This window comes from Paenibacillus oenotherae, from assembly GCF_019443105.1.
In the GTDB taxonomy this organism is placed as follows: domain Bacteria; phylum Bacillota; class Bacilli; order Paenibacillales; family Paenibacillaceae; genus Paenibacillus_Z; species Paenibacillus_Z oenotherae.
In genome coordinates this window covers 15,039-41,114 of the sequence record NZ_JAHZIJ010000006.1, presented here as the reverse complement: position 1 = coordinate 41,114, position 26,076 = coordinate 15,039, and the positions used below count along the sequence as shown (strand labels likewise).

Annotated in this window: 23 protein-coding genes and 1 pseudogene; 1 reads left to right on the top strand and 23 read right to left on the bottom strand. The window is 43.4% G+C overall.

Annotated features, from left to right (window positions below):
* Positions 1 to 296 precede the first annotated feature (296 nt).
* The 21 genes and pseudogenes from K0T92_RS10720 to K0T92_RS10620 all read right to left on the bottom strand — a co-directional run.
* Positions 297 to 695: pseudogene (locus tag K0T92_RS10720) on the bottom strand (transposase); the annotation flags it as partial.
* On the bottom strand, positions 658 to 1,281 hold the full coding sequence (locus tag K0T92_RS10715) for a hypothetical protein (protein ID WP_219872470.1): 624 nt from the start codon (positions 1,279 to 1,281) through the stop codon (positions 658 to 660). The gene K0T92_RS10715 and the pseudogene K0T92_RS10720, both read right to left, overlap by 38 nt.
* A 541-nt stretch (positions 1,282 to 1,822) precedes the next feature.
* A complete protein-coding gene (locus K0T92_RS10710; RefSeq protein ID WP_219872469.1) occupies positions 1,823 to 2,269 on the bottom strand; it encodes a hypothetical protein in 447 nt (148 codons plus the stop codon).
* Positions 2,229 to 4,511, bottom strand: coding sequence for a hypothetical protein (locus K0T92_RS24995; protein WP_246628075.1), 2,283 nt, complete (start codon positions 4,509 to 4,511; stop codon positions 2,229 to 2,231). The genes K0T92_RS10710 and K0T92_RS24995 overlap by 41 nt, the downstream gene beginning before the upstream one ends.
* 149 nt (positions 4,512 to 4,660) lie before the next feature.
* Positions 4,661 to 4,957, bottom strand: coding sequence for a WXG100 family type VII secretion target (locus tag K0T92_RS10700; protein WP_219872468.1), 297 nt, complete (start codon positions 4,955 to 4,957; stop codon positions 4,661 to 4,663).
* A gap of 162 nt (positions 4,958 to 5,119) precedes the next feature.
* Positions 5,120 to 6,097 (bottom strand): hypothetical protein, encoded by a 978-nt coding sequence (locus K0T92_RS10695; RefSeq protein WP_219872467.1) that lies wholly within the window; start codon positions 6,095 to 6,097, stop codon positions 5,120 to 5,122.
* Positions 6,084 to 6,629: a hypothetical protein gene (locus K0T92_RS10690; protein WP_219872466.1), complete on the bottom strand. Its 546-nt coding sequence runs from the start codon at positions 6,627 to 6,629 to the stop codon at positions 6,084 to 6,086. Before K0T92_RS10690 ends, K0T92_RS10695 begins: the two co-directional genes overlap by 14 nt.
* A gap of 11 nt (positions 6,630 to 6,640) precedes the next feature.
* Positions 6,641 to 7,012: a hypothetical protein gene (locus K0T92_RS10685; RefSeq protein WP_219872465.1), complete on the bottom strand. Its 372-nt coding sequence runs from the start codon at positions 7,010 to 7,012 to the stop codon at positions 6,641 to 6,643.
* 69 nt (positions 7,013 to 7,081) lie between these two features.
* Positions 7,082 to 7,591, bottom strand: a complete 510-nt coding sequence (locus K0T92_RS10680; protein ID WP_219872464.1) for a hypothetical protein — start codon at positions 7,589 to 7,591, stop codon at positions 7,082 to 7,084.
* Positions 7,592 to 7,652: 61 nt separating this feature from the next.
* The gene (locus K0T92_RS10675; RefSeq protein WP_219872463.1) at positions 7,653 to 8,153 is read right to left on the bottom strand and encodes a hypothetical protein; all 501 of its coding nucleotides are present in this window, start codon (positions 8,151 to 8,153) and stop codon (positions 7,653 to 7,655) included.
* Positions 8,154 to 8,168: 15 nt separating this feature from the next.
* The gene (locus tag K0T92_RS10670) at positions 8,169 to 10,250 is read right to left on the bottom strand and encodes a hypothetical protein (RefSeq protein WP_219872462.1); all 2,082 of its coding nucleotides are present in this window, start codon (positions 10,248 to 10,250) and stop codon (positions 8,169 to 8,171) included.
* Positions 10,247 to 12,103: an ATPase, T2SS/T4P/T4SS family gene (locus K0T92_RS10665; protein WP_246628092.1), complete on the bottom strand. Its 1,857-nt coding sequence runs from the start codon at positions 12,101 to 12,103 to the stop codon at positions 10,247 to 10,249. The genes K0T92_RS10670 and K0T92_RS10665 overlap by 4 nt, the downstream gene beginning before the upstream one ends.
* Complete coding sequence (locus tag K0T92_RS10660; RefSeq protein ID WP_219872460.1) at positions 12,090 to 12,920, bottom strand: hypothetical protein; 831 nt, start codon at positions 12,918 to 12,920, stop codon at positions 12,090 to 12,092. Before K0T92_RS10660 ends, K0T92_RS10665 begins: the two co-directional genes overlap by 14 nt.
* A gap of 6 nt (positions 12,921 to 12,926) precedes the next feature.
* Positions 12,927 to 13,496 carry a hypothetical protein gene (locus tag K0T92_RS10655; protein WP_219872459.1) on the bottom strand — a complete coding sequence of 190 codons (570 nt, stop codon included), beginning with the start codon at positions 13,494 to 13,496 and terminating at the stop codon, positions 12,927 to 12,929.
* 5 nt (positions 13,497 to 13,501) lie between these two features.
* Positions 13,502 to 14,512, bottom strand: coding sequence for an SAF domain-containing protein (locus K0T92_RS10650; protein WP_219872458.1), 1,011 nt, complete (start codon positions 14,510 to 14,512; stop codon positions 13,502 to 13,504).
* Positions 14,513 to 14,659: 147 nt separating this feature from the next.
* Complete coding sequence (locus tag K0T92_RS10645) at positions 14,660 to 15,013, bottom strand: WXG100 family type VII secretion target (protein ID WP_219872457.1); 354 nt, start codon at positions 15,011 to 15,013, stop codon at positions 14,660 to 14,662.
* Between the two features lie 107 nt (positions 15,014 to 15,120).
* Positions 15,121 to 16,455: a hypothetical protein gene (locus tag K0T92_RS10640; RefSeq protein WP_219872456.1), complete on the bottom strand. Its 1,335-nt coding sequence runs from the start codon at positions 16,453 to 16,455 to the stop codon at positions 15,121 to 15,123.
* A gap of 99 nt (positions 16,456 to 16,554) precedes the next feature.
* Complete coding sequence (locus K0T92_RS10635) at positions 16,555 to 16,812, bottom strand: hypothetical protein (protein WP_219872455.1); 258 nt, start codon at positions 16,810 to 16,812, stop codon at positions 16,555 to 16,557.
* Between the two features lie 18 nt (positions 16,813 to 16,830).
* The gene (locus K0T92_RS10630; protein ID WP_219872454.1) at positions 16,831 to 17,541 is read right to left on the bottom strand and encodes a hypothetical protein; all 711 of its coding nucleotides are present in this window, start codon (positions 17,539 to 17,541) and stop codon (positions 16,831 to 16,833) included.
* A 14-nt stretch (positions 17,542 to 17,555) separates the two neighbouring features.
* Entirely contained in the window at positions 17,556 to 21,554 is a 3,999-nt protein-coding gene (gene essC, locus K0T92_RS10625) for a type VII secretion protein EssC (RefSeq protein ID WP_219872453.1), read from the bottom strand.
* Between the two features lie 403 nt (positions 21,555 to 21,957).
* Positions 21,958 to 22,665, bottom strand: a complete 708-nt coding sequence (locus K0T92_RS10620) for a FadR/GntR family transcriptional regulator (protein WP_219872452.1) — start codon at positions 22,663 to 22,665, stop codon at positions 21,958 to 21,960.
* Positions 22,666 to 22,792: 127 nt separating this feature from the next.
* Here K0T92_RS10620 and K0T92_RS10615 point away from each other — a divergent pair, with 127 nt between their 5' ends.
* Positions 22,793 to 24,019 carry an MFS transporter gene (locus K0T92_RS10615; RefSeq protein WP_219872451.1) on the top strand — a complete coding sequence of 409 codons (1,227 nt, stop codon included), beginning with the start codon at positions 22,793 to 22,795 and terminating at the stop codon, positions 24,017 to 24,019.
* A gap of 35 nt (positions 24,020 to 24,054) precedes the next feature.
* Here the strand turns inward: K0T92_RS10615 and K0T92_RS10610 are convergent, their stop codons facing one another.
* Together K0T92_RS10610 and K0T92_RS10605 are read right to left on the bottom strand one after the other, a co-directional pair.
* Positions 24,055 to 24,426 carry a hypothetical protein gene (locus K0T92_RS10610; protein WP_219872450.1) on the bottom strand — a complete coding sequence of 124 codons (372 nt, stop codon included), beginning with the start codon at positions 24,424 to 24,426 and terminating at the stop codon, positions 24,055 to 24,057.
* A 162-nt stretch (positions 24,427 to 24,588) separates the two neighbouring features.
* A complete protein-coding gene (locus tag K0T92_RS10605; protein WP_219872449.1) occupies positions 24,589 to 26,064 on the bottom strand; it encodes a glycogen synthase in 1,476 nt (491 codons plus the stop codon).
* Positions 26,065 to 26,076 lie beyond the last annotated feature (12 nt).

Genomic DNA, 26,076 nt, shown 5'->3' with positions numbered 1-26,076 from the left:
CCGCTGGTTTACCTTGAACAGAAAGCCTCCAGTAATTGTCGTTCATTTTGCTTGTGTTCATAACTCTCAACGTGATCTCTGAAGGTTTATTATTGTAAGTAATCGGTATATTTACCGTCCATCCATCACCTTTTGCAGGCTTAATAATTCCTCCTAAATCCTGAGCTATTTTATCAGCAAGAGCTTTATTTGATTCTGGTGTAGGAATGAACTTAGCATTACCCGTCCCCTAAGTAGTAATCTTAAACTTTGGAATAAAGAAAGTGGCAACTGGATTTCCAATTACCACCATTATATCAGCTTGCCTGACGCTCTGTTAGACTTACCACCCGATACTCTGTTTTGTTCTTCATCATGCTGTAGATGATGTTTACAAGCCTTCTCATGACGCATATCAGGGCTTGCTTCTTGGTCTTGCCCTCGGCTAACTTCCGCCCGTAAAACTCGTAGAAGACGGGATTCCGTTGCTTCTTGTTATCACCTTTAGCCACTTGGATTTGTTGAACGGCTAGGTTATGGAAGATGGCGTTTAGTACCCGATTGCCTTGTCCACTGGCTTGGTCTTTGCCCTTGCCGCCCGAACTAAAGCGGATAGGGGCGATTCCTGCAAAACGGGCTAACTTGTCGGCATTGGAGAAGCGACGAATATCTCCGATTTCAGCCACCAGTTCCGTCGCTGTGACGGTGCTGATTCCACTGCGGCGGATACTGAACGAGTGTAGCAAGCGGTATCTTCTCCTTCGGGGCATATACAATTTCCATTCTCGTTCGCTCCCCTCTGATTTTCTGCCGCCCTGTCTCCAACAACTGACGTTTCTTGTCATACACCCGACAATAACCATCCTCCTGACGCTGATGCTTGCCGTTGTAATAGCGAGTGCCTTTGAACAGGCGTAGCTTACGACCCTTCGTAGACATCGTGAACAGATCACTTATGCGAACAGGAATGTCAAAAGCTACATCACAACGTACAAACAAGACTTGATCGGCGTATTCTCGGATTTGTTCGAGCCAATGACGGAAGTAAACAAGCGACTTCGGATAGACTTCTATCCTGAGCGTGTTCTTACGAGTTTTCGGAGCAAAGACCAACTTATAGGAGATATGTAGAAAGTGTTCTCCTGTGTTGATTCTGATACGGTATTGAAATCCTCTTTCCCCCACCGTCATTCTAACCCCGTAATAGTGACAGATTCGTTTATGGAACTCATTGAAGAAGTCCCAGTACACGTCTGTAAAGTCAATGACAATACGGTCTATGGATACCGTTACCCCTTTCATGTGCCACCCCCTCCCGAATTTTTCATGAATTTCGGGCTTAATTAGAGGGCAGGTGGCTAGCCTTATACGTTCCCTGCCTGTTCTATGTCAACTGGTCGTCACCAGATTGTTCGCTCACGATAATCATCGCGGCATGTATTTCATTTGTTGCGGACAATTTGCAGATAAGTCCTGACAATATTAATTGTCGTGCTATCTACCCTAGAAGATGCAATATACTACCTTCTCATCTTCCCTATCGTAGTGGCGTATTTTACAGTTGCGATTGATTTCAAAAAACTGTGAGAAAGCGAAGATAACAAAAAACAGGTCAATCATGGTAGTATCTGACAATAATTGACCTGTTTGATGTATCGAAATAGCGTTAATTAGGTTATAAAATTAAAGCATTTGATGTGCGTACAATCAAAATGACGAAATCTTTATACGGGTATTACTTGGGTTAAGTCTGCTGTTGATTGAATGATGGGTTCATTCGGCAATGGGTATCCCCATAAAAAAGAAACCTTGAAAGGCATTAAGCCAATCAAGGTTCATACATTTAGTTATTCAAAAAATCGACGGTTAATCGGTCTACCCCTATTTGTACATATTGTTCATGCAGATAACCATAATCCATCAGGAACTCACTATCAATTTCAAAAGTTATACTACCTACTTCTAAAGTCCCTTCATCAATATCTAGTTTTCCTTGTAAGGTGTAAGCGAAACTTTTGTTCTGCTGATGAATATTGTACTCTTCCAAGTTCACTTGCTTGATAATAAATTCATCAAGTATGGTTACATCGAGTTCAATCTGATAGACCTCTCCAACAATGAGTTCAAACGGGCATTCATTTGCGAAGGCAATAATTTGAATTCCGTTAATTTCAAGCGTAACCTCTTCTTCAATTATGGGGCTCATGTTAATAACTTTTGCCGTGTACTGAATGGGAATCCCTCCTCTTTTACTCAAACGGGTTAATACTTTTATCATGCTTGTTGCCATTTAACAATTTCCATAAATCTTCTCCACGTTTTACATGATAGGTTGTTATATCTCCATTAGTATTTGTACCAACAAATTCAAATTTAGCTTCGCCTTTCTGAGTGTTACCCATAAATTTAACATAACCAGTCCTTGTTTCAACCGTCCCATTCTTTAACTTATACTCGTATTGAACTTTAGTGCCACCGTTCATTACATCATTTGCCCCTTGAAGGTACTCATCAGCATTTTTATACGAACCTTTAAATTCTCCACCATGCTTCTCATAGTGCCCCTCAAGAAGTTCTCTGTTAGCAAAGTTTGATGAAGGTTTACCCGTCCCCTCATTTTCATCATCTTGATCATCAAAACCATTATAACCATCACCCTGACCATTTGCTGGGGGCTTACCACCGGATCCTCCACCTCCTGAACCGCCGCCGCCCACTGGCGGTATTTCCTGAGCGGAATCGATCGGATTCGGAGGTATCGTTTCGTTAATAGTGATCTCCAACTGTTCGATCACATTATCGTCGACCGTCTCACCTTCTTTGAGTAGTCGATCAATTTCCTTCAATACCTTCGGTGTCAATCGTGAAATATCTTTGCTTGCAACAACTATAGTAGCCTTCCATTTACTCGGATCAATACTACCTTCCCCTGCCGCTTTGAGCAGCTTTGCTATACTGGCTTCATTTAATACGCTCTTTCTAATGATTCCCTCTACTTTGCCTATTGCTATACCTGTCGATCCTGAAGGAATTTCTATGTTTTTAATAGTGCCTCTGCTGCTATTTATTTTACCACTTGGCCCCACACTTATGCGACCAGTTACGCGGCCTCCTATTCCCATTTGACCTGGAGCACCAACCTGAGGAGTAGACGACGCATCATCCAGGTCACCGAGCAGCGACAGTGCCTCGTCGAAATCCTTGTCAAGGTGATTCATATACCACGTCGTATTATACTGTTGATCGTAGAGGAATTCTCCCGGTTCATAATACGTCTCAACGGAACCATTCTCATAACTAGGTGCGAATGCTTGCCTTACTTTGAGGTACCGTTCACCAAGTGTATACCACGCCTCCTCCCCCATCGCTGTTGCTGCTGATTTGATCGTGCTATCCAATTTGATTAATTCTTTCTTCCGACGGTATAGGGCATAGATAACTTCCTTGGCTTCTTCCTGAGTGAAGTTATTCTCGCTGGCAAGCTTGTTCATTAACCAATTAATATCCGGATTATTCACAAGAATCTGGTGGGCAGTCGAGCCTCCTAAATCCGGTATAGGAATCTTTTCCCCTCTGCTGTTATAGGTGTAGTTGGGGATCTTGTTGCCCCTGCTATCATAGCTAAACTCCGGCGGGAGAATCTGGTTCGTAGCCTGCAGGTATTGCTTCAGCCGCTCTTTACCGTACTTCCCCATATCGTCCTCTTGCATCGCGAGCGTAAGCAGGTACAAATATTGCGGATCCTCGGACATCGCGATCCGATCATTCTCCGAACCGTAAAGAACACCCGTCACCGGATCATACGGGCAAGCCTCGATCTCCGAGCCGGGGAAGTACCGCCGCAGATCCTCCGCCGCACCGTACAGCTCCTCGCTAATTCCCGCATCCCGTAGCCGCTGTCGACTTTTCTCCGCCTGTTCGTGGGCTTCCTTCATCAATGCCGTATTGCCGAATTTCTTGTACACCTCATAGGCCGTCTGCATCCTCGCGATCAGCTCCCGATCCGCGAGAATCGCCTTCAGCTTCCCCTCCGCCATGATCCGGTATGGATGGGGCAGATTCGGTTGTCTAAGCTCCGCCCGCAGCTTCTGTATGACCGGGTCCGAGTTGATCCGGTCTCGCGGGAACATGTCGATAACCTTCGTGACCAGATGATGGATCTTCTTCCCGAACGAATCGGCGAACGTGGTATGGGCCGTGACGGATCGTTGCAGGAGCTGGCCCAGCAGGGGATTTATGCTGCCGATCGTACGCAGCAGCTTCTCTGTCCCTTGCCCGATTATCTGCTGTACCCGTGTCGTCTCTTGTAGCGCCTTGCTCACTACATCGGCCAGCCCCTCGGCATCGTCCGTTAATTTGTTGATCCGCCGCTGTGCCTGCTGCACCATGCTCGATACGGGCAGGTCGCCGCTCCAACCGCTCATTTGACCATTGATCTGCTGACGCAGCCGGTTCGTATCTTCACTGATCCCCTTGATTTTCCGCTGCAGCCGTTTAATTTCATCCTCCTTGAATACCGCCTTCTTCTGCATCCTTTATCCTCCTTTCATCCTATTTGAAGGCCAGGTAACATTAACTTCTGATCCCCTCTTCCAATCTTGATTATTTACTTCTTTCTGTGCACCATTATTTAAATTAAAACAGCTGTGCATGTAATGCACAGCTGTAGCTGCAAACATCTTTAGAACTTTTGAGCATTGCTAATATTTGTAGATAGCTTTTCATACTCTATTGCAACATTATTCATATGCAACGATAAATTTCCAAGTGCTTCACCAAACTGTGCGAAATTTTTCCTCATAGACGCAGATGTTATTTTATCAATAAATTCTGTAGCAGCCTTATCCTTCCAAACATTATCAACTTCTTTTATTGTTGCCATAACTTGATTAAGCAATGTTTCGAATTGATCTTTTTGCGTGGTAATCTTAGATGCCTTTTTTTTCAAGCCATCGTAATCGAGTGCTAAGTGTGCCATTAATGTCAACTCCTTTTAAATTTTTGATGAATACAATTTCTATTATATAGTAATATCGCCTATTTATCTACATTAATTATGTTTATATTAAATATTTAATTCATAACCAAACCCTTATTCATTCTTCTAGTGAATATTAGCCTTAATGGTTATTATAATTGATCAACTACACTCTTCAATAAAATATCCTTTTCTAACCGCTTCTACGGAATCATAGAATCTCTCAATTTCGGTTACTCCACTCGAAGGAACGCAGGCTTTGCCATAGGCTACATGTCTGCCGCTAGTCGACACTGTTCCCACCAAAGTCTTCCTCGTAACTACCGCCCCTCCTCCATATGAATAGGCGTCCAAACGTTCTCCGCCAGGCAAAGGATATCCTTGTATGAATGCCATGAAGCCGATATCTTTGACAGACTGCTGTTCCGCCCCTCTTGGCAATGAGAATTGTATGGAGAGACCCATTCGTTTAATCAATTCCATATGCCTGTTAATCGCAGCAGCAAGATCCTCTTCAATAAGCGAAGTGATAGTACTCTGCCGTACTTCGCGATAGGCATCAATCGTCATTAACGGGGCGAGGTTCGTCTGCGCACTAACCGAATCATAATCCCCCTGATAGAATTCATTCGAGTCTTTATCGTACACGGTGACTTTGTCATCAAGAGTAAAGTAAAGGACATTTCCATTATTAAGAAGATACCAATAAGGCCGCTGCGGCCAAAAAACTGTTTTGAGTACGGAATGACCCTCATAACTAGCCGAATCATCCAAAGTAATCATTACATAGCCGGTATAACGGAACATGACCATTGCTGGCATATGTATCTTCAAATTTTCAATTGCAACCGGATTGTTCTCAATCCCATATTTCAAGGCCAGATTGTTGTAAAATACATTAAGAACATCCTCATCCAACTCCAACTGCTTCTCTTGCTGGTAGCGTACAGCTGATGAAATATGCTGTGCTTCCAATCGCGATAGATACTCACCCGCATCATCAACTGCCGATTGGAAATCATCCCCATACTGCTTATACATCTTCTGATTAAACTCGCTCATAGATTTCTTGGAATCATTCACAAGCACTAGAGGTATAATCATGACCAGAAAAACCAACAGCACGCTAAGGGGCTTCACTCCGTACCATCCCCCCATACTTTACATAAATTGACGTCTTGGCGCTGTTGAATAGAAAAGAACGCATACGTGATGCTAGCGTCGTTTCTCTTGTTGAGATTCGAACATTGATTAGATCCCCAACATGCATATTCCAGCGTCTGGATGGATCATCCTCCTCGGCGAAAGCGTCCGGATATAGAACATTTAATATGTCTTTCGAAAAATAACCGTCATAACGAACATTAAAGCTGTCCTGAAATGTAGCAATGTCATCAGGATTCGTGTAGTTAGGCTGAATATTTTTCTTGTAATACTCAAGTTGAACATCGAACACCGCCCGGGATGCATCAAGGGAACGAAGCAATAGATTATAGTCACTTACTTCAATATATCCTTTGGAACGGGCCGTATCCACAAACTCCACCACAGCCGAATTGACCGCGTCCCTCATGTTATCCTCAACATTCTCGGCCTGTCGGTAAGCAGGATATATAACAAAAACAATAATTAGCAGAACGATTACTACAGCGCCTTTTAACGCATCGGCCATAATTCTCCTCCTTACTCATGCGTGGCATAGATGTCTGTTATGGCCCCATTTGTCCGGTTAACGGATATTTTATATTTCAAACCTACTACACCACGAAGATTAATCGAACTAATGTCCGTAGATGAATCAATCCCAATATAATCTATGCTTAGTCTATATTCTCCTGCCAGCGCATGTGGAATCATCCCGATTAGCTGTTCACCTGTCATTTCATTTAAATCCGCTGTCCCCTCATACTTTGATGAGGAAATATGCTTTTGTTCGGACGCTTGTACATAATCATTCTGAAGATTCTCATTCTTGAGGAAGGAGTAGCCTCCCCATGCGAATAGCATCCATGCAAATAGCGTAAGCAAAAACTTGCCCGCACTGTTCATATCCATTCCCCTCTATCATTTCTTGAAGGAAATAACCGCCTCGACGGCACGAAGCGGTCAATCACTCTTGATGAATCAATTAGGTTTTTGAATAAATTCGATAAGGCAAACTTCACCGTTTTTGTCCTTATAAATTTTGGATGCAAATGTTGCTGTAGGATTCACATAGTTCGCGCTCTGGGTTTGATCCTGCATCGTTGATACTGGAATTTTACCTCCCAGACATGCGGTATAATTTGTCACATCAACGGGATCATCCGGATCTGTCGGTGCTACATAGCATTTATTGTAATTATTGGATGCGAAGAATCCGGTTGCCGACTCATTGTTCTTAATGCGAACCGAGAAATTAGGACGGCCGGCATAACGAGACGCCACATTAAGAACATCCTGACCCGATACATCCTTGTTATCATAGCCGCTGAACTCTGCTTGTGTGATTAATTGTGATTGTGACAGCGTCTGCTCTTGCGCCCGGGTAAAGTATCCATTGATGACAAGGTAAATACTAACACCAGCTGCAATAATTAGGATCGTTACAATAACGCCAATCACCCATTTTAAGCCTACCGAAATATTCTCCATAATAAACATCCTCCCATTAATGGTTAAGTACAGGATTGCTAACTGCTAACGGATCGTGCCCTCACTGTTCTCTAAAATAAATCGCTGCAATTCGATCATTGTCATCTCTAATAATCGTAGATTGAAATCGTGCCTGCGGCGGGACATAATAGGTGCCTGAGTAATAAGTGACATCATCTTCATCTATGTAACAACTGCTGGTGCCTGTATCTTCAAATCGGCCGCTTGAATAATTGAATGCTCTGCAACTGCTTGAAGTTCCGCTCGGGTTCATCCCGAACTCCGTTGCTGTTCCGCCATTATAAGTTCTCACGTACAGAAAGAAATTTTCATGATTCCAGTACCGTCTATACGCAGTCAATATTTGAGAACCGCTCACTAGCTGATTATCGAATGCCGAGAATTCCTGCTCCTTCAGTTCTGCTGCTTGCGCAGCAGCCTGACTCGTGGCTAAATCTACAATCGGCTGAGTCTGATACCATAAGAACAAGCCGGATGTAATGATAGCTAGCGTTATAAGGATAGATATAGTCATCTTCAAAAAACCGGATATATTCTCCATGTCACATCCCCCCCTTTACATCGTGCTTGTCACCACAGTCAGATCCCCCAATTGCTGGAACGCCATATAGCCGAAGGGAAGTAATAAGTGCAGCGCAAATGTCGCTTGGATAGGCAAGAAACCGAACATTTTTCCAAGTGTGCTTTTTCTGCTTATCATTCGCTCATAGTGCTCCTTCCGCTGATCCATAGCAAACGCTCTCTCAGCGTCCATATCGTCGAATGCTTTCTTCACCGGAATTAAGTCGGCTGCAACCTGGAGGCGATCCGCCAGCCTTTCCAATGGAACGAATCGGGCATCTTCCTTCAGACGCTCAATGGCATCCCATGCTCCCGCCTCGTAATCCAGCATGCAGCGCAGAAGCTGTCTTTCGAAAATGTAGCTGTACCGATGGAGCCACTCAATCATTTCAAAAACACTTATTGTAGGAAAGTGGGACAGCATCATAGATAATGTATTGAAGCCATCCACTTCATTTTGCATCTCCCATCTTCTTACCTGCTTGCGAATAATCAAATATGCATCCGGTATGAAATAACAGCCCATAGCAATAAAAAAGGCTATTAATAACTCAAACCACTTGTAGTACTCCTCATGATAATTATTGACCCGTTCCAGGATTTGCTCCGCGTATTTCTCTTTGTCAAGACTCGCTGGTATAAAATTCTTATTAATGAACTTTTCCTGGATATATGCTGCAGCTTGATCAGGAGGAATATCCTTAGCGACCAATTCGCCAACCAACGAATTCTCAAAAGCATACCTTTCCTCGCTTAGCTCCCTTTGAGCATTAGACTGATTGCCACCCGTTGTAATTTCCATATTCGGGCTCATAATATTGCGTTTAATGTTCTCGTGAATAGCGACCTGAAACACAATCGCGACAATGAAGGCCATTACAGAGAAAATCAGCTTTTGCAAATATAGAGCAGAGATCGAAAGGCTGGAGTTTGCATCCTTCAGCTTCTCCATTCCTTTGAAATAAGCGGGTTCATGCTCCGCTGGCGTGATCCGGTCTACGAGGAGATTCAACCATTTCCTCTTCAAGAGACGATTCAGCCATTTCCCCTCGTCCTTTATGGCCTGGGTATCTTCATCCACACCTTTTATAATCCGCAATGCAATGAACGAAATGGTATAAATCATATACAGGAGTACAAGAGAGTACATGCCCCAAGCAGAATTGTAATAATTCGAAACGATCGGGAACTGGCTCTCCGCCCAGCTGCGGATCGGATCAAGCATAAAAATCGGCGAAATCGCTACAAACACAATTCCAGCCAATAGCCTGTCAATTCGTTCACGCCGGCTGATATCCAAATGGATTTCTTCTCTAATATTGCCAAGCATCGATAGATAGATCGATTTCTCGCCTTTATGAATATCGGCATCCCCATACTCGCCTATTTTGTAGCTGACACCTGCCAGTTGTTTCATGTAACGGTTGGGAGCAACCTCATAATATTTTTGCAGCTCTTCCTGTGGATCAACTGCACTCAGAATGCTGGCAATTTGACGTGCGTGGACGGCTACAAGAGGCTTCGTTTGCTCTGCTGCATTCTCCAAACTAACCGTTACCATATTAGATTGGTGGTATTGGTGCCGAATATCGAGAATTAATGACGATTGATCATAGAGCATTTGTTTAATAAGGCGGCCAATAAAGAGATCACTTAACACACCGCTTAAGTAAATTGAGATGATCATAATGGTCAACCGATTAAACCAAGAAGATGTCCATAGAAAAGAAATCAGCGTTAAGACCAGCACGCAGCTTACTATAACAATCGTAAGGGCAGCCGCCCTGCTCCTCACCATTCTTTCATTTCCCGCATGGATTAACGTAAGACGTGAACGCATACGATGCAGCAATTTGTTAAGCAGTGGTATTTCGTCAATATACGGGTACGCTTTTAAAGCAATATCCAGCCATTTGCGCTCTTTGGGCATCGATATAATAAGTGATTTTAACCGTCGCTGCTCCTGGTATTGGCTGCCTTTTAATTGTTTCTGTACGATAAAATATAAGATCAGAGCAATGGCCAACAAAACAAGCAAGGAGAGAATCAATCCTGCTAGAAAGGTTTGCGCGTTCATGCAGACTCCCCCCAATACTGCAGAAGAAATGCTTTAAATTGATCAGCAGCATCATCATCCATGTTCTTGGTCATTTCTATAACCTTTTGACTTGTGATGGTATCTTTTACTACATATCTTCCATCTTCCCATACAATCACATCCCGATAAGCGTAAGACTGCCGATCTGTAACCCGACCAAAATATTCCGTCATCGTATCCATGAATGCATCCAGCTTCTCTGTCATCCTGCTGTAATCTTTATAATGTGTCGGATATTCATAGTTCAATTCAAGTGGAATCACTTCCGTTATTCGTTCGATGTAACGCTTGCCAGAACGCAATACCAAATGAACATTAAAACCTAGAGCTTCAACAACTTGACTTTCGGCAATCTTCTCATTGGTGAAAGCGCCCGAGGCAATCAAGCTGTTTCTCAAAGCATTAATTAATTTATCCAGCGTCTTTCCATGATGAGTAAATAACGTATATTCGGACGCCACCTGAGCTGCTTGTATGACATAGCTAACAACGGAATGAGTGGCTGCTTCTCCGACTATATTAACAGAGCCGTCTGTTTTCTTCTGAACATCGAGTCCATCCTGCCCGCTCACAGTCGGAGTTTCCCTGAACGAAAGAATATTTTTCCCCGGATACATCTTTCTTGCCCAAATTTCAAAGGATGTCTCCTGTATACGAATATTTTTCGCATCAATATACTTGATCAACGCTTTAAGCAACGTAGTCTTGCCTGATCCTTGACGCCCCGTGATAGCTGTAACCTGGTGACCTAGAACGAGATAGACAAGCATGCGGATCGCCAAGTCAGCACCGTCGCCTTTCACCTGTTCATCCAATTCTACAAGGGAATCATTGAATTTACGGACGAAGAACGCCCAGCTCTCCGCCATCTTCGGTCTCACGACTACGACACGGCTTCCATCAGCCATATCATTAATGATATACCCCCGCGATTCATTTAATTGTCCAGGGTTGCCGAAGCCATATATATTTTGGCATACACGTTTTAGTTCTTGTTCCGACCCAAAGCCTAGAAAGGCTAGCTGAATGGATTTGCCGCGATAAAATATCCAGACAGCATCATATGATCTCGGAATGAATCGTTTCTGACTCAAATAATCGGCCACATCGATGTTTTGAACAACATCTGGCGGCATTCCGCTCGTTCCACCGTTAACCCCGTCTATATTCTGGTCCCGCAGTTCGTCAATAACCCCTAATCCTTTATAAATTTGGTATACCCGTTGAATAATAATATCGATTTTGTCCTGAAAGGTTAGTCTCGGCCTCTCCTCTCGATAGATTTCCCGAATTTGCTCTTCCGTTATTTGATAGCCCTTCGTGCCATCAGACAGTCTAGAAAGCTCATCCAGATTGTATTTGTCAATTATCTTGTTAAACGCTTCTTGATTATGTTCTTTCTGAAAGACATGAAGAAGAATCTCGAATTGATCCTGCGAAGACATTCGTTCTGGATGATCGAACATAATCACCGCATTCACATTCGTTTCATTCAAACCATAAGTGCCAAGAAGTAAATCTTTCATAAACAGCTTCACAAACTTTTTAGCGAAAATATCTCCATGCATACAGCTGCGCAATGCTTTTTGAAGCTCTCTGCGACGAGCCTTTCTACGATTAAATTCCTCTACGCTCGGACTCCCCTCGTATAAGGAGGATGCTATAATCTCCTCGAATGCCCGGCGCATGAAAGCGACAATTTCTTTGATTTCGAATTTGATTTGGTTGTTATTACTGGATACTTCCTTCTTTTTAAGTACGACCCACACGTATAAGAAGATCATGATAGCAATTAAAATGACGATCGTGAGAATCAAGTTAATCACGGACATCATCCTCCGCCACGAAATACATATCCAGTGCGTCTAGAATGCAATCCCCCATATTTCTTACCGATTGTGTGAAGTAAACCTCATCATTGAATTCAAGAAATTTTTTCTCGACCATTCTGGCTCTAAGCAAGTAATCGATAATATGCTGGTCATTTTGCGCATCCATATAGCGAACATTATGTGGAACATATCCAATTCTTTTCTTGGGAATTCCATACAACTTGGCCATTCTGCTTCGTGTCAGCTTAGAATTGCGCTCATACGATCCGATGCAATAAACGATCGGCTTCTCATCCAATACAGAAAGCCACTCTTCCTTCGCAAAAAATGGATCCAGAACGGATTTGTTCTGATTGACGTTCACAACAATAAGATCAGCATGCTTCATCACTAATGATGACAGCTCGTTCCTTGTCCCAGACGAGACATCGATAAACAATAATTCGTAGAAACGTTTATAAGAATCAAAAATGTGCGGCAATACCTTTCTAAACCCGGCAATTTCCTGATTCATCGGTCCGGAAATAATATCTAAACGATCCTTTATAATAGATTCCGCGTTATCTCGAATCCCTTCTGGCGTCAGCATTCCACATTGCACGAGTCTCTCAATTGCATCCATCCCGATAGCTCCTAGTGTTGGAGAATTGACATGTCTTAATTTTGTATAGGCTTTCTCCAATGTCGAACGCTCAAAATGTGTATGCGTCATTAATATTCGAACATGATGATCCAGCGCGATCGTCGTCGCAATTGCGACCATGTTCGATGTTGTCCGGACCTGACCGTGAACCGGCCCCCAAAAAGCAACAAGCACCTTAATTTACCCCCGTTTCCGTGCATATCTCCATAGCTTCTTAATGTGTTCCTGCTGAATTCCGCAGACCTCAACCAAAAATATATTGAGTGCTTCAGAAAAATCCTTCGCCACCTTTAATTGAACTCTCCCGTCATGGATCCAATCTATCTTTCTTTCTGAACTGACGTCATAGCTCAATAATGTCTTTACCATTGGAAAATTCGTTTCAATATATTTCATTCTAAGCTTACATTCCTCTTCAATGACGATCATTGCAGACGGCAGATACTTCTCCGACAACAATCGTTCAATGTTTGCTATCGCGGCCCGCTCATAGGAGGTCACAAAAACAACTCGGGCATCATCCACCCCTGAAGGGTAGCCATTATGCCAGTCATAAATAGTAATATCCGTATTGTCAGTGGAACTGGTCTCCAATATGGCCACTCCTGAAACTTCACCGCCCATATAGCGATAATGCCTGCTGTCATCGGTAATAATTGAAACCTTATTCTCATGGTATGATTTCAATAAGACGGCAGCAGCAAGCACGAAATCATGTTTTTCGCAGTCTCCCGCCATAACGATATTCATTTCCCTTACTGTCCTCCTAGCAGATCCGAATCTGAATCGATTGGCATATCATACTGCTTTGAATCTGGAACCGGCATTTCCACATTGTACTCAACTTGGGGTTCAAACTCATTGCCGTCAGGCTGAAGCACTTCAGGGTTGGTGTTATACTGATTGGTTGGTTGATCAACAATTTGATTTACAGATTGATTGCCTTCTGGCTGTGTTACAGTCGTTGCACCTGACGGCAGTTTACGCTTAGAAACTCCGCTCCCCACAGGCGCATCTGCACCTACCCGTATTTTCCGGTCTGGATCTAACGACTCCATCCGCTTGTCCAATTCCAGTCGAATTTTTTCAGCGAGCGCCCACTTAGCTTGATCAACAATAAGTGGATTTGACTTCATTACCCTTAATACATCAACATTGGGAGAATACGTTGGTATCGGCCTTGGCTGCATCTCTGGTTCGACGTACTGCTTCATATAAAGCTCAGCATTGTTAATGTAGGCATCTACCAAAGCAGATTGCAGCATCTGTGCTTCCTCTTCGCTATCATTAAAAAATGCATATTGATTGTCTATTTCAATATCTTTTAATGTCTTCTTGGCAATCACAATATAATCCTCGCCATTAGGAAAAACGATACGGATATCTACGACATCGCTCTTCTTCCCCCGGAGAGGGAGTTTGATATATTCTGTCTCCTCTATCCTTTCCGATGGATCAAGCTTCTCTTCCTCTCGTATCATTTCCATCGTTATTGCAGTGCCCGGTTCAGCATTGATCTTAAGATATTTGCCCACCAATTCCTTCTTGTTGCGGATTACGTTCTCTGGGGAAGCAAACTCAGGCAGCATCTCCTCCCTGACATCTGAAGCCGTTATTACTTCTCCTGCAGCTTTCGGAGCAGCCAAAATATATGCCGTTCTAGATTGATCCTGATACCGCTTCAGTACCTCATTCTTCTCCGCAAGCTGTTCCTCATAAGCCGCCCTTTCATCAATAAGCTTGGCGTTATAGTAACGATAGCTCATGAACCAGACACCCGAAGTTATTACAGCTACAAGCAATCCAGATACCGCTGAATATTTCATAATCTTCTTGCTTCTGCGTACAGCCACTTCATTACCTCCATACACTGAAAATAAAAAGCCCTGCTGCTTCGTGTACAGGGCTTATGTTTACCGTTTAACAGATTTCATGTTATTCTGCTGTTGCAACGCCCGTTGTCTGTCCGCTTCCCGCTGTTGTTCTAACGCTCTCTGCCTCGCCGCTTCTTCTTCTGCTTCTTTACGCTTCAAGAAGTCTGCATGATTGTTTAAGCTTGTTTGAATAGAAATCAGATCCCTCTGTAGCTGATCCATTTCTTTAATCCATTTAAGACAATTGCCTTCAAACTGTTCTCCGCCTATGCCCCTCCAATACTCCGACATCCCCGTTATTGCCTGCGTCATCTGAGTGCTGCAATTTTGCGCATTCTGTATAAGAGCACTGCAGTTGCGACCAAGACCATATACATAGGCCGAAGTAACCATATCATTAACCCCCTAGCAACTTATTATCTTAATATTCTAAATTTTCCTTTTATTAATTATATAACCTATTTCCAATACCTTTTCAAGATAAAATCATATTTAATTCTTTAATTACCGCTTTCTGGAACAATTGATAAACCTATTGCAATGAGTATCAAGGTAATAAATAGAACTGAACCTACTACTATCCATAAAATAACAGGCTTCCTGAATATTTTCTTGTTCACAGCAAGTAATCCCATGACCCATTCAACCGCAGCCTTATCTGGGTATAGCGGATCATTGTGAACAGGAATTAATGAAGCTTGAACCTCTTGAAAGTCCTTTTTTAGCTTGTTTAGAACCTCCTGATGTCCATTCTCTAGCAGCAGAAGACATCTTTTTCGTTCGTAATGATTGAGAGTGCTCAGCTTTTCTTTTAACAATTCATATTTCCACATTGCACCATTGCCAACGAGGATAGGTACTTGGGCGTTCCACCACAGTTCCAGCCCGCTCATCCCTTTACGCTCTTGATGGATATCCAACCAAAGAATAATATGGCTGAATTCGCTGGTCATTAATTCTGAGATATCCCACGAGCAGCCTCTACGGAAAAATGTAACCCCTTCATACTCAAACATCTTGGCTGCCGGGTCATCCTTCTCTCCATCTAACGCTACTTGCTCCAATGAACTGATTTCAGGCCGATCATCGCCGCACACCAGTGGTCGCCAGCCTAAATCAACAAGTCCGCCTGCAATTAAGAAAGCCGCAGCTCCAACATCCTCTTCGCCTCCGACGCCACTTATACCAATAATAAGCGGCAAATGATTCCCGGTTGCTGCTCTTCTTGGAGACGAGGAATTTGATGAAGTTTCTGGAATCGGCAATGACGGCTCATTGTTGTCATTGTCCCGCAGCCTTTCCGGAGCCGGTGAAGCTGAACTTCTTGAACCAGAGGTCTGCGTCCGGCCAGGTTGCCGTTGATTACTAGCAGGTGCCGGTCGTGTCAAAGATTCTACTGGCGCAGGCGGGACAATCGGCGGTTCTTCCTCATTATTGCCGGGTTCAGGAGCGTTGGCATTACGCCTGAACAGAAAATTCCTCTTCTTTTTCCCTAGTATATGATAGTAGTCTCTGGTCGTTTTCTTTTCTTTTATCCAATTCATCAATTCTTCATTTCGAAATTCTAGCGTGAAATGGAGGTCATGTATGCCCAAATTAACCATGGATCTTATAAATTCAATGTCATTTTGCAAGGATGGATCCAACTGCACGATTAACCTCGACCGCTTGAGATATTGGCGTATTTGGGTCATTCTTGCAAGAATCACATTCGGATTGACCGGGATGCTAAGTCCTGCCCCGCCTTCCATGATAACGATTGCTGAAGAATCTACTTCCTTTGAGCTGAATCCTTCTATGAATTCATTTAATGTATGATGCGTACCTGATATCATATAGCCTTCAATCTCCAACGAGCGAGAGAGCAGCATGATAAGTTCAGGAGAGCAAACGAGATGTACTTTACTAATAACATTTCCCCCTAAATAAACGAATCACAAAGTATTAATGGTCACACGTATATACGCTCCATCACCATAAATTACATCAGATAGCTCAATATCATCCTCCAAGACATTCCATTCTTCACCCGTCAAACTAACTTCAAACTTGCTGTTATCCGATTGCGGCATCCAATTTGCCAATCTGAGCATTTCTTTGCATTTGCGAACGGACAAAGAAACAGGAATCTCTAAGTCTATGCGTCTTTCGTTCTCCTCCTGGACGATTACGGTAACGATCACTTCATCCATCCTATACACCTTCCACTTCTAGCCTACTGTTTCTTTGATCCAGGCAGCCAGCTCATCCATTGCTGTTTCAAAAGTTATTGTTGAGACCAAACAACTCTCATTGAGTGAATGATTGTCTAACTTCCAGGTCTGGTCTTTCGTCAGCAATAAAGAATATTCTTTAGTAATCGCAATTTCCTCGTTCAACCAATCAATTCGTGAGATGGATGAATGAATCGCACCACCTTGCAGCATTTCTTCTGTCCACTCATGGAGTTCCTTCCCTTTTAATTCCATACTCGTACCTAAGCTGCTTTCAATTAACGGAAACCGATCTATGACTTGAAAAAGCAATTCGTGGAGGCCGTACATCTGTTGAACGATGAACATATCCTGTTCAGAGTCATAAGTCATTTCAAAGTGAGTTGTTCCTTGAGAAAAATAATAAGCTCGTTGTATTGCCTCATCTCGAATTTGATTGTATTGACAAAAGTAAGCTTCACACTGCGAGGCAAGTGTTATAAACTGACGCAGAACGGGATTCATTCTAGCAATTCCATCAAAATCGACTTCGAGATATCCTCTTTTCTCCAAACTTCTCTGTTGAGCATCCATCATGGAACGAAGCTTCAGATCGGAGTTTGCTTCAAGGTCGATCTCAACACCAGGGACTCTGACTCCTCCCACCAGTGAAGCAAGGTAGAACAATTCTAATCCTGTCAACTGATAATTTTCTCGATTGAACTTCAATATTTCACCTTCTGCTACAGTTTAGTAACAAGCTTGATTTTAATTTGTTTATTATTTGACAGTAACAACCCTTCACCGTCTTGAAACTTCCTATTCAGAGCATCGTGGTTCATATTCACAAAACTGTCAGATAGAATATCATGCTGATTCGGTTTACCGCCTACAATGATTGCATTTTTATTGTCAATAAGTACGGGTACCAAGGTAGTCATAAGCAGCAGCATGCTTAATGCTTCCACATCAGCTCCAACAAGAAGGAGTACGCCTAGATCACCCCCGAACCTCGCGATCCTCTCCAAATGCTGCAAAGATTCGTTCTCCATTTCATCAATAGCCGATTTCAAGTGAGGAATAATAATTGTTATTAATGGAAAGCGATTCAGAATAAACTCCTTTTCATTAAATGCATCTGGATCAGGGGCAGCCGCCTGCGCATCCCGTGACTCATTCTTACGAATTTGCAGCTCATCTACAATCGATGACGTGAATGCAATGAAATCATCCTTATTAGTCATATATTGCAACCTATTATTCATCTTTCTGACAGGCGATAAGGAGTTGTCTATACACTCAAAAATTCCTATTCTATGCTCAGTTTTACCACAATTTAAGATGTAAGAATGAATTATACTTTCAAAAATAACGTCGTAATTTACAGAAGGCAGATACGAAAGCAGTAAGCAATGCGCATCCTTTGCACTAAGGTATACTGGCATCCCACTCTCCCAATCAATTGCAATCGGGAAGCTGCAGCTCATATTCTCCTCATTGGATCGGTATGGCTCTATCCGGTTAAGAAATTCATCCATAGTGAAATCTACCGGCAATGCTTCAATCTTTTTTACCCCCTTTTCTTTCCATCCTTCCTTCATTTGTTTACATAAATTTCGTATTCCTTCAGCAATTTGATCATCAGTATTTGCCGATACAGGAAGGGCGGCATGGTATTCCAGCGGCACTTGTTCTTTGACTAATCCGCGTCCTGGTACACTAGCCGGCTCCAATCCCTCTGTGCGTCCTATAATGCTGGAGTAATCAGTCTTGTCAGCCAGTTGCAATACAAGCGTTTGTTTAACATTTTGACTAATCCGGTAAGGGAAAGAATTGACTGCATTACCTGTGGAAACAAAGTAAATACCGTAGCTCCCCCCTTCTCTCACTATTTTCACGACATCCATTGACCGATCGTCATACATTTCTGAAAAGCCGGTATAGTTGTCTAATAAAAGCACAATTGCAGGAATCATTTCTCCTGTCGCTGAACGATAAGAAACCAGATTGCTTATGCCTAGCTGAGAAAATTTGCGTTTCCGATCTTCGAGTTCTTTCAGAAGCCATTCAAACAGGTTATTCAGCTTCGTTTCTTCCTCAGGGTAGATGACCTCCCCTAAATGAGGGAGATCATGGAATACCCCAAGTGTTCGAGTTCCAAAATCTAATATATAAAAATTTACATAATCAGGCTTGTAACTCATCGCAAAGGAAGCAATGATCGTTTTCAAGAATGTTGTCTTGCCGCTGCCTGGCATTCCATATAGGAGCAGATGTCCATTCTTTGCAAAATCAATGGTAAGCTGGTATTGGGATTGCTGCGACGGATTGTCGATCATTCCTACAGGTGCTGCGAGAAATTCTGAAGGGTTGTTCCATTGTTGTCCATTCCAGCCTGATCCTTCAGACAACAGATCACTTAAACTGATGAACTCCGGCAGTGGAGGCAGCCATAGTTGGAAAGCTTCATGAATATTGTTATCCTCGGCAACGGTAATGATATGATTGACAACAGATTGCAATTGTGTCACTTTTTCAATGTTGTTTCTACTCTGTTCTTGTGCAATCATAGGCCTCCGCTCCCCATTAAGACCAACGATTCGAGCATTTAGGCTGCTTTCCTCTGTTACTACAGAGGTATGATAAGGCGCTCCGCTCCAAGAAGATTGAAATAATGTAAACACTTCATCGTTGCCAACCTGCAAATAACCGCGTCCCTTCTCTTTAATGCCTGCCGCTTCAGGCCGTTTCAACATTTCCTGGCTATCAGACGGCGTTTGTACTTTCAAGCACAGTTTGAATCTTGAGTTACTCCAAATCTGATCATCAACCACACCTGAGGGCTTCTGAGTGGCCAGAATCAAATGGATACCCAAGCTTCTTCCGACCCGCGCTGCACTCACCATTTCCTTCATGAATTCAGGCTGATCTGACTTTAATTCAGCGAATTCATCCACAACAATAATCAAATGCGGCAGCGGCAGTTCTACAGTTTTGTTCCGGTAACGAATGATGTAATCATCAATATTCGTTACATTCGCATCACTGAACAACCGTTGTCTGCGCATGAGCTCACTTTTGATCGATGCTAATGCTCGATTGATCTGATTCCCGCCCAAATTTGTAATCGTCCCTACTAAGTGTGGGAGTCCAAGAAATGCGTTAGCCATTCCGCCCCCCTTGTAGTCGATCAGAACAAAGGCGACCTCATGCGGATGATAATTCACGGCCAGTGCAAGCAACAGCGATTGTAGCAATTCACTTTTCCCAGATCCGGTTGTGCCTGCGACTAGACCGTGCGGTCCATAAAACTTCTCATGCATATCAAAGTAAAAGGTCTTGCTGTCCCCAGCCTGTCCTAATGGAATAATCAAGGAGCGGTTAGCCTCATTCTCTTGCCAGCGTGTCAATACATGCAGATCTTCAACCTGCTTAATTCCAAAGCTGTCCAAGAAAGTAACTAATTTAGGAATCAGATTGTTATCATGAGTTTCCTTTATTTTCACAGGCGATAAGCAGCGGCTATATGCTTCCGAGGCATCCCGGTCCATATGATCAGTAATGAAATAGTGATTTAGTTCGTTCATCTTATTAATCGTATCTTTACGAACTACACCTTGTTTATCACTTACTTCAATAATTACTTGGCAGTTCTGCGGCAAAGAGAAGTCAATTCTTTCCGAAATAAAAATACTGGTAATACCCATCATTTGATTGTTGGACAATAGATACTTCATAATTTCGGAATTCTCCCATAAATCAGGAGCAAATATGAGGAATATGTAATGAGGCAACTGCAACTTCCTATTCATATACCCGCTATTGCTATTCTGCTTGCTTCTGGCCTTAATTTCTGGTAGAAGTTCATCGGCAAGTCTCGCTGCCTCATAAGAATTAGAAGCGATATAGCGTACTTTGCGATCTTTATCCCACATGTGTGGCAGCCATCTCATCCAGTCCCAATGCTTTAATTCATCTTGATTCAAAAGACATACAATCTTGATATCATCATAACCATGATGTGTTGTAAGATGTGTTGTCGTTGCGTTTAGAAATTGTCGCAGCTCATCTCTTTTTCCAACAAACCCTAAAGTACTAATATCGTAAAGCGGAACGCTAACCGGAATGTCTCTCACATAATACATTTCCTCACATATCTTGCTTGCGATTTTCTCCAATGGATTCTCATCATCAATAGCTTTGGATCTAGCCTCATAATTCGGTTGGAGAGCAATTGGCAGAATGCCCACTCCCATTCTTATATGAAGAAAATCCTGCTCAAGAGCTGTCCTCTCCCATAATTGCTTTCTTCGCTCCCGAACGATTTCAATACAATCATTGATGCTTGGATGAATTTGGCGAACGGCCTCCCGATATTGATTGGAAGCCGCCTGGAGTTCATTACGGACATTGTACAAGTAATCCAAATATTTTTTCTCTAGTTTTTTATTCTGTTCCAGATGTTTCTTGACACTGGATTTATAGTTCATTATTGAGACCATTACCGTAACCATGGTCATGCCCATAATGGAGAACAAGATCATATACGACCTGAAAAGAATCGCAGAGAAAATAGAAATGACCATCATTGCAATTGGCGGCAGCAAAATGATCAACCATGATATAGTCGGCTTCTCAGAAGGTCGGGCCGGATCTTCTAAAGGCAATACTCCTTCTGGGTATAGCGGCCTAATACGAGGTGTTCTTTGCACTAGATTAACATTTGAATTTTGTTTATTCATTTATCTACCCCGATTTATGACATTGTATGTAATAATTTGGTTTTTATTTCGTAATAATAAATTTGTTTTTTAAATGAAATAAAGTTGGTTTGATAATATAAATCTAAATTCCTTGAAATCAAATAGATACAATCAATTATTAATTTAGTTTAATAGAGGAAATCTAGGTGCTAACTTTCTTCTATTGTAAATATATTATCTGAATATCTGGAATATCAATTTATAACATATTTTATCGGTTTATCCTACTGAAAAGTGTAGAGATTTCGAGTTCGAATCCGGCATTTTTTGTAATCCATGCTTCATAATTCCGTCGTTGGTCTACTATTTCTATCCCTTCATACAAAAAGAGAGGGTCAAATGGCCCTCTCTTAACAAACTCGATTCCCGATTCTATGCTCCTTCAGACCTTCTTCTCCTCATGCTGGGGCCATAGCTCATCCACACTGCTTTTCAATCCGTCAATGAGCAATTGTACCGCTTTGCCTGCCTCCTCCGGATTCTGTGCTACAATCGCTTCGATCAGATCCTGGTGATGGTCGCGGGGCAGATGGTTGGCAAAGCTCTTCGTCAGAAAAGCAGTATTGGATTCCTGCAGCGCCCCGGTTATATGCGCATACAGATCAAACAGCATCCGATTGCCTGATGATTTCACAATAGCTTGATGCAATTGAACGTCAGAAGCTACGAACTGTTCAATATCATGCGTCTCGGCATAGTAATTGCATCTCTCCTGATAATACCTGAACCGCTCTATATCCGCCTCCGTCCGCCGCTCAGCGGACAATCTCGCAGCCTCCAGTTCAAGCGCATGGCGCACCTCCAGCGTATCGAGCAGGCTCGACCTCTGCACACGGCGTTGAATGGCAACACCCAGCGTACTGCTGGAGCATACATAGGTGCCATCTCCTTGCTTTGTATATAACACGCCTGCGTGGCATAACGCTTTTATTCCTTCACGCAATGTATTGCGGCTAACGTTAAGGTCTGCTACAAGCTCCGGTTCAGCAGGTATTTTTTTGCCCACAGGCCATTTGCCGGATTCAATTAAGGCTTCAATTTGCAGGATGACTTGATCTACAAGCGTTAAGCGTGTAGTCTTTTTTAACATGGTGAAGTAAACCTCCAAACATAGGATGATTGGATCTTTAGTTGACGATTACATCATATCTAATTTATAGTGAAAAGTAAAATCAAGATCAGCGGCAGCGATCACAGTAAAGGAAGTGCAGACAATTATGAGTACAAAAACAGCAGTTGGCCAAACAGCCTCAACAATCGTACCAGCTACCGTGTTCCCTATTCTTTTTGCAATTAGTATCGTCCATCTGTTGAATGATACGATGCAATCAACCGTATCTGCGCTCTTCCCTATTCTGAAGGCTGAATTAAGTCTCAGCTACAGCCAGATAGGCATAATCGCGCTGGCAATGAATTTAACTGCATCGGTGCTCCAGCCCCTTGTTGGACGCTATGCAGACATAAGGCCGACGCCATTGATTCTGCCGATCGGCGTCTGCTTTACGCTCGCTGGTGTTGTCTCGCTTGCCCTCGCGCCGAACTATGCCTTAATATTGCTTGCTGTCATTGCAATAGGCGTAGGCTCAGCGATCTTCCACCCCGAATCATCCCGTGTCGCATATCTGGCTGCAGGCTCCAGGCGCGGGCTTGCGCAATCGATCTTCCAGGTCGGCGGCAATATCGGAAGCTCGCTTGGACCGATCATGACAGCCGTCATATTCGTTCATCTCGGGCAATTCGGCGTTATCTGGTTTGCCTTCGCCGCAGTTGCGGCAATTGTCATTCAAGTCTATGTAGCGCGGTGGTATAGTGATCAGCGTCTGCTGCCAAGGCATACGGCCAAGCCGCGGGTCTCAGATGGCAGCAAAGCCAGCAGGCTTACACAGCGGCAAGTGGTGTGGGCGGTAATCATTCTCGTCTTTTTAGTGATATCGAAGAATGTCTACACAGCCAGCATAACTAGCTACTATACCTTTTATTTAATTCACGATTACGGTGTTACCGTCAGTCATGCCCAGTGGTTTCTGTTCGCATTTCTTGCAGCGGCAGCAGCGGGCACATTCTTGGGCGGGCCTATGACAGACCGCTTCGGTCGCCGCAATATTATTTGGTTCTCCATTCTGGGGACAGCACCCTTCTCGTTGCTGCTGCCTTATGCGAATTTGTTCTGGACGGGTGTGCTTGCTGTACTGGCGGGCTTCATATTGTCGTCTGCATTCTCCATCATCGTGGTCTACGCCCAGGAATTAATGCCGGGCAAGATCGGACTTGTCTCCGGTCTGTTCTTCGGCCTTGCCTTCGGCGTTGGCGGCCTTGGTTCAGCCCTGCTCGGCTGGATTGCAGACGCAACCGACATTGCATTCATCATGAAGGTCTGCGCCTTCCTTCCTCTGCTCGGCATTCTTGCAGTGCTGCTGCCTAAAGACGAGCTGTTAAGGGAATAGCAGCAACGGAAGCTATCAGAGAATTGCTGTACTGGCTAACAGTTGCCCGCAAAGAGATAGCGGATCAGGCCAGTCTCCGAATGAACAAAAGCAAGCATCCGACACCATTTTTGAAGTTTAAAGTGGGGTCGGATGCTTTGCTTTTGTTCATAAATAACCTCACCTCCCGGCATCAGGGAGCAGAAAGCCTGCGTAAGTGAAGGAATTCCGATCAGAAAAAGCCGAAGTTGCACAAATACCTGCGATGATGCAGGCTTTTGGAGCGAAATCTGCCAATAAGGGCAATAATGAAGGAAATGCCTGCACTTTGGCAGGCATTTCTTCTTCAGCAGGCCAAAACGGGAGAAAACCTGCACTTTAGCAGGAACGTTCGTCGAATTCAACGCTAACAGCGGATCGCCGCACATATTCCATACAGCTCATAGATTCCGCTATTCCGCTCATTAAACTCTTTCCGCTTATTCAATATATCCGCGCCTTCACGAAGGCTCCCGGACAATCCCTCTGCATGTCAGCCACCCTAATCCGACAGGATTAGTGCTCCATACCACTAGGAAACATAACTAATATTATGTTAACAATAAATTTTGCTGCATGTACATATTCGCTGTATTCTCATACAGCTTCATATATTCTTTGGTCGAATTCTCCCAGCCTACCGGCAGCTTCATAACTCGTGTCACAAGCTTATGCCACTGCTCTTTCTTATGATAGACCTCCATCGACTTGCGTATGGCATCCAGCATCACCCATTGGCTAGCATATTTGAAAGTAAACCCGGTTCCCTCCCCGGTCCGCTCATCATAATGCTGCACCGTATCGCGCAAGCCGCCAGTCTCCCGAATGATTGGCACCGTGCCATAGCGCATGCCGATCAGTTGGCTGATTCCGCATGCTTCCGTGTAGGATGGCATCAAGAAGATGTCGGCGCCTGCATAGGTTTTGTAAGCAATGTCATCATTGTAGGCGGAATAGTACATTTTGTCCGGAAAAGCTTTCATGATATTCGTGAACAAATAATCATAATAAGGAATGCCGTCCCCGATGACAACGAATTGCATGTCTTCCTTTAGCATCTCATGGAATGACTTCTCGATCAGATACAGGCCCTTCGTAATCTCCAGCCTGGAGATGATTGCAACGATCGGCACATCCGCTCTGACCGGCAGGTTGAAGGTCTCCTGCAGCCTTCTCTTATTCTCCGCTTTACCTTGCAAGTTATCTGCATCATAGTTTGCGAACAGTCTCGGATCTGCAGCCGGATTGTTCTCATCCATGTCGATCCCGTTCAGAATGCCATGCAGATTCCTTCTTCGTTTGAACAGCGTTTCTGTGAGCGGCTCTATGTTCATCGGCGAAATTTTGCTGATTTCGGCTGCGTAGCTCGGACTAACCGTGCTGACCACATCTGCGAGCATGATGCCTACTTTCATACAATTCACCTGATCATAATAATCGAGACCATGCTCTACAAAATAATCCCATTCCAGATTCAGCAAGTCCTTCGTATTCTTCTTGTTGAAAACCCCCTGATAGAGCAGGGCATGAATGGTGAAGATCGATTTCATATCCTTATAGAAATCCAGCTCTCTATACTGCGTCTTCAAGAAAAAAGGAACAAATCCGGTCAGCCAATCATTGCAATGAAGAATATTCGGCTTGAATCCCAGGAATGGAATGCAATCCATTACAGCCTTGCAGAAGAAGACGAATCTCTCCATCTCATCATCATAATCATAGATTCGGTCACGATCGAAATAATAAGGATTATTAATGAAATAAATCATATTATCGTTGTAAGCGATCGATTCAACACCGCACTGAAACTTCTTGCCTGCAAACTCAATATCGAAGGTCGCGACCACCTGGAGCTGATGTCCATACTTCTCTTCGATACCTTTGAACTTAGGCATCATAACCCGTACATCATAGCCCTGTGAACGAAGCGACTTAGGCAAAAAGGATGAAACATCCGCCAGTCCGCCCGTCTTGGCAAAAGGAAACACCTCAGTAGAAATGAACAATATCGCCGGTTTGATCGTCATGTGTTTTCAATC

What these genes read in the sequence shown, in the direction of transcription:
- K0T92_RS10710 (WP_219872469.1), bottom strand. Translation starts at nt 2,269, where the DNA reads ATGGCAACAAGCATGATAAAAGTATTAACCCGTTTGAGTAAAAGAGGA.
- K0T92_RS10655 (WP_219872459.1), bottom strand. Translation starts at nt 13,496, where the DNA reads ATGAATATCGTTATGGCGGGAGACTGCGAAAAACATGATTTCGTGCTT.
- K0T92_RS10620 (WP_219872452.1), bottom strand. Translation starts at nt 22,665, where the DNA reads ATGTTAAAAAAGACTACACGCTTAACGCTTGTAGATCAAGTCATCCTG.
- K0T92_RS10670 (WP_219872462.1), bottom strand. Translation starts at nt 10,250, where the DNA reads ATGAACGCGCAAACCTTTCTAGCAGGATTGATTCTCTCCTTGCTTGTT.
- K0T92_RS10700 (WP_219872468.1), bottom strand. Translation starts at nt 4,957, where the DNA reads ATGGCACACTTAGCACTCGATTACGATGGCTTGAAAAAAAAGGCATCT.
- K0T92_RS10690 (WP_219872466.1), bottom strand. Translation starts at nt 6,629, where the DNA reads ATGGCCGATGCGTTAAAAGGCGCTGTAGTAATCGTTCTGCTAATTATT.
- K0T92_RS10675 (WP_219872463.1), bottom strand. Translation starts at nt 8,153, where the DNA reads ATGGAGAATATATCCGGTTTTTTGAAGATGACTATATCTATCCTTATA.
- K0T92_RS10640 (WP_219872456.1), bottom strand. Translation starts at nt 16,455, where the DNA reads ATGATATCAGGTACGCATCATACATTAAATGAATTCATAGAAGGATTC.
- K0T92_RS10680 (WP_219872464.1), bottom strand. Translation starts at nt 7,591, where the DNA reads ATGGAGAATATTTCGGTAGGCTTAAAATGGGTGATTGGCGTTATTGTA.
- K0T92_RS24995 (WP_246628075.1), bottom strand. Translation starts at nt 4,511, where the DNA reads ATGCAGAAGAAGGCGGTATTCAAGGAGGATGAAATTAAACGGCTGCAG.
- K0T92_RS10635 (WP_219872455.1), bottom strand. Translation starts at nt 16,812, where the DNA reads ATGGATGAAGTGATCGTTACCGTAATCGTCCAGGAGGAGAACGAAAGA.
- K0T92_RS10685 (WP_219872465.1), bottom strand. Translation starts at nt 7,012, where the DNA reads ATGGATATGAACAGTGCGGGCAAGTTTTTGCTTACGCTATTTGCATGG.
- K0T92_RS10665 (WP_246628092.1), bottom strand. Translation starts at nt 12,103, where the DNA reads ATGTCCGTGATTAACTTGATTCTCACGATCGTCATTTTAATTGCTATC.
- K0T92_RS10605 (WP_219872449.1), bottom strand. Translation starts at nt 26,064, where the DNA reads ATGACGATCAAACCGGCGATATTGTTCATTTCTACTGAGGTGTTTCCT.
- K0T92_RS10715 (WP_219872470.1), bottom strand. Translation starts at nt 1,281, where the DNA reads ATGAAAGGGGTAACGGTATCCATAGACCGTATTGTCATTGACTTTACA.
- K0T92_RS10610 (WP_219872450.1), bottom strand. Translation starts at nt 24,426, where the DNA reads ATGTGCGGCGATCCGCTGTTAGCGTTGAATTCGACGAACGTTCCTGCT.
- essC (WP_219872453.1), bottom strand. Translation starts at nt 21,554, where the DNA reads ATGAATAAACAAAATTCAAATGTTAATCTAGTGCAAAGAACACCTCGT.
- K0T92_RS10645 (WP_219872457.1), bottom strand. Translation starts at nt 15,013, where the DNA reads ATGGTTACTTCGGCCTATGTATATGGTCTTGGTCGCAACTGCAGTGCT.
- K0T92_RS10650 (WP_219872458.1), bottom strand. Translation starts at nt 14,512, where the DNA reads ATGAGCTATCGTTACTATAACGCCAAGCTTATTGATGAAAGGGCGGCT.
- K0T92_RS10615 (WP_219872451.1), top strand. Translation starts at nt 22,793, where the DNA reads ATGAGTACAAAAACAGCAGTTGGCCAAACAGCCTCAACAATCGTACCA.